Annotated in this window: 1 protein-coding gene and 1 pseudogene; one reads left to right on the top strand and one right to left on the bottom strand. The window is 32.7% G+C overall.

What is annotated here, in order from left to right; genetic code table 11:
- Positions 1–786 (bottom strand): annotated as a pseudogene (locus ACH2BP_RS09770) (M13 family peptidase); the annotation flags it as partial.
- A gap of 833 nt (positions 787–1,619) precedes the next feature.
- On the opposite strand from ACH2BP_RS09770, the gene ACH2BP_RS09775 reads away from it, so the two are divergent.
- Positions 1,620–3,658, top strand: a 2,039-nt coding sequence (locus tag ACH2BP_RS09775; RefSeq protein WP_395059388.1) for a TonB-dependent receptor domain-containing protein, incomplete at its 3' end; no start/stop codon positions are given.

Here is a 3,658-nt window from a genome sequence, read left to right on the forward strand (position 1 = left end):
TAAATCGGCGATAGTCATAGGATTGTATTGCAATCTGTCATCTCTACGTTCTACTCTATCCAGTCTTGGCTTAGACATTGCTGTTTCTATAGCCAAAATTTTAATCGCGCTTTCCTTCGCTTTTGCAGGGCTTTCGCCAATAAACTGCAGCATTCTCTCTACGTGAAGTACGTATTTATCTCTTTTTTCCTTAGAATCCTTATCCTCTGAAGAATAATAATCTTTATCCGGCAAGCCTAATCTGCCTACTCCCAGGCTTACAGAATTTTTTTTACTGTTTTTTTCATCGGCACCAACTCCTACTCCAAAAAAGCCAATCCCACCGACTGGTTCCATTTCAACCAATAATTTTTGCAGATCTTGAATATTTTTTACCGCATCAATTTTAGCTAAATATTTTTTTAACGGTTCAATTCCTTTTTTATCTCTTGCCACGGTATCCAAAACCGATTTGAAAAGATTTATGGCTTTCCCTTGATCCGTATTTGATTTGTACATCGGATTTTTTGAAGCTTCCTTCAAGATTGCCAACGCATCCTTATCTGTTTTTTTTAGCAATTCATTAAAACTCCCCCATGAAGTTCTGTCACTTGGAATCTCCGTTTTATCAAGCCAAGCGCCGTTTACGAATCGGAAAAAATCATCGTTTGATTTGATTTTTTTATCCATATTCGAAATATCAATTCCTGGATTCGTTTGAGCAGGAACATTCTGAGCCTGACTTACCGTGAGTCCAAATATTGCAGGAATCACAAAAAGAAATTGTTTGTTAATCTGTTTTTTCATTTTATATAATGGTTTAGACGTATACACAAACTTATTGATATTTTTTTTGATTTTTGTTAAATTTCACACTGAAACTACATTTTGTTAAATACTCTTAATCAAGAATTCCTTTTTGTGTTTTAAATCAAATCGCTATGACGTCCGTGTTTTCAATTTTGAAACTCTACACTTCGTTTTTAATCGAAATATCATTTTTTTTACTGATTTTTCATCTATTTTACCAGAAAAAAGGCGATGCAAGACAAATAATCACTAACTTTAATATGCCAAAACGCAAAAAAGCTTACACCAGCAAAACCCATAAAAAAACTGGAATGAAAGTCCGCTCGTTTTTTCTTTAAAAAAATGGATTTGGTGGTAAGTTTAATACAGTAAGATAGCACCTAACTTTTGATGATTCGGACTTGTAAAATAAATTCGATAAAAAAATAGTACGACACTTCTATCAATAAGAGCAGGAACACGAATAGAAAAATTTAAATATTGGTAACCAACCAAAAGCTTTAGTTACAGTACTACAAAAATACATGCTGTTGCACTAAATTATTTTTGGTTTTCTTTAATGAAAAAGCAGTTGCCGAAATCAACAAGAATGTGCTACTTAACAAGACTAACTTCATTCTTACACATTTTATCGGCATGCTATCAAAACAAAATTGCAATTACGATAAAACCATTTTTCAAGGTAGTTGAATTCAAAAAATAGCGCCAGTGGTTATTAAAAAGGAAACAGAAAAAAAATATTTTATGGAATTGATTAAAATTTCTTAGTCCTACCTGAATAGACATTTTTTTCACCAACACATTATCAATTAGTAATAAAAAAAGAAATTATGAAAAAATCTTTATTTATTATATTGGTTCTCACAGTAAATATAGTTTTTGCACAACAAATAGTAACTGGCGTAATAACAGACGAAACAAACAGACCTATTGAAAGTGTAGAAATTAGTGTGAAAAATACAGCCCTGAAAACTTTTACAGATGAGGAAGGACGGTACTCAATTGAAGTACCGGAAGTTGCAGCAACACTTGAATTTACAAAAGAAAATTTCAAAGTGCAAGTAGTTGAAATCAAAAAAGATATAACTAACTTAAATATAATTCTGATTGCCAGCGTTGATTTTTTTGAACTCACGCTCGAAGAACTAATGAATGTTGAAGTTGTAACTGCTTCTAAAAAGCCAGAAAATCAAAAAATCGCACCTGCAACTATTTATGTTGTTACTGAAAAAGATATTATTGAAAACGGCTACACTGATTTAACAAATTTATTGGAAAACGTTCCAGGTGTCGTAGCTATAAGAACTGACCATTTTACTTTTGGCGGACAACGTGGTTTTTTAAGTAATTTTTCGCAAACGCTATTGTTGGTAAATGGACGGGAAATGCAAAATTTATTTGCTTCCGAAACATTTATTTCAACACAATTTGCAACGCATAATATAAAACAGGTTGAAATCCTACAAGGTCCCGCTTCGGCACTTTATGGTGCAAATGCTTTGGTTGGTGTTATTAATATCATCACAAAAAATGATTCCTCCGATTATAATGAAATACAGTATCGTACTGAATTTGGAACACAAGGAACTCAAGCACAAAGCATCGTTTTTGGAAAAAATATAAATGATTTTCGTATTAGTGGGAGCTTTAGATATTTCCGTAGCAATCTTTGGGATTATAAAGATTTTGTAAAAGATACCGTAAATTTCAGACAAGGAGTTCCTTCTAAAGCGTTTCCCATAAACCAAGAATTTAAGCAAAACAGCTGGTCTCTTCCATATGCTGCTAAAATTTCTTACAAAGGTCTATATCTAGGAATAGAGGGTTATGAGCTTAAAGGTAGTAAAGGGCTAGAAAACATCTCGTTAGATTATATTAATCAAAGTGATTTCCGTCAATTAGCCTTGTATTATGCCGGTATAGAAAAAAAAATTAGCGCCAAACTTAAAATTAATGCAGAACTTCAATTTTATAAAGAAAGATTTTGGGGCGTAAACTACACTTTCGACAATGCGATATACGACACTCTTGTAAAAAATGGGCATAATCCGGAATTACCCCTTACGGATCAAGAAATCAAAGACAATTTTATGATGGCCTACTCACAGCAATCGAGTTCAGGTTCCAAACGATATAAAGGAAGTATTCAATTAGATTATGTTCCAAGTCAAACCTTATCTATTATCGGTGGGTATACTTTTGATATGTTTGATTTATTAGGTTTATCTCTTTCAACAGATAAATTAAATCCTAGTTTTGATGAAACACGCGCTATCGAAAATAGAATGCGCAAACCATTTTTTAGACAATACAAAAATTCACTGTTTTTACAATTGCAAAAAACACTATTTGACAAATTATATGTCACACTAGGCGGACGATTTGATTATCATAATATCTATAAATCCATTCTTACCTTTCGCAGCGGGCTGGTTTACACACCATTTAAAAAAACTTCGATACGATTTCTTTTTGGACAAGCTTTCCGGGAACCTAATATTTTTGAACTCGGTGCTTCATCAGCAAAAAATGTGGTAAATGAACTTGATCCGGCACGCATGAATACTTTTGAGGTTGGAATTAATCAATCGTTTACGAGTAATTTATTAGCAAATATTGTTGCCTACAAAAATATAGCAACAAATTTTATTGAACCTACCGAAACCGGAGGGTTCATAAATTCAGATAATGTAATAAATGTATTTGGTATTGAGAGCCAACTGTTTTATAAAACAGGAAACATTAGAACTGAAATTGGTTATTCCTATGTCAAAAAAGATGCTGATAACTATGCAGGTGTCAGTACCGTAAATCTTGGTGTTTATCCCCATAGAATAACTGCAGGTGTCACTTTTACTGCAACTGATAA

Source organism: Flavobacterium sp. (genome assembly GCF_043756175.1).
In the GTDB taxonomy this organism is placed as follows: domain Bacteria; phylum Bacteroidota; class Bacteroidia; order Flavobacteriales; family Flavobacteriaceae; genus Flavobacterium.